This is a genomic window from Burkholderia sp. 9775_39, assembly GCF_015712225.1.
Lineage (GTDB): Bacteria > Pseudomonadota > Gammaproteobacteria > Burkholderiales > Burkholderiaceae > Burkholderia > Burkholderia cenocepacia.
The window spans coordinates 1-392 of sequence record NZ_JACCQC010000117.1; the positions used below are offsets into that span (position 1 = coordinate 1).

Annotated in this window: 1 protein-coding gene; it reads left to right on the forward strand. The window is 66.1% G+C overall.

The features are described 5' to 3' along the window. Positions 1 to 392 (forward strand): Ig-like domain-containing protein (locus H0X90_RS35550; protein WP_196438457.1); only part of this gene is annotated, 392 nt, incomplete at both ends.

Genomic DNA, 392 nt, shown 5'->3' on the forward strand with positions numbered 1-392 from the left:
AGCGGCGCGTGGACGTACACACCATCGACCCCGCTGCCGATCGGCACGGTGATTGGCGTGACTGCTACCGACGCGGCGGGCAATACGGGCCCGTCTGCTTCGGTAACGGTGACGGGCGACACGACGGCACCCGGTGCGCCGGTCATCGGTACGGTGACGGACGATGCGGGCTCTGTTGTTGGTGCGATTGCCTCTGGCGGCAGTACTGATGACGCGACGCCGACATTAAGCGGCACAGCGGAAGCAGGCAGCACGGTGAGCGTGTATGACGGCACGACGTTGCTGGGCACGACGACGGCAGATCCGTCCGGAAACTGGACGTTCACGCCCACGGGTTTGGGAGAGGGCCCGCACAGGCTGACCGTCACCGCAACGGATACGGCCGGCAACAA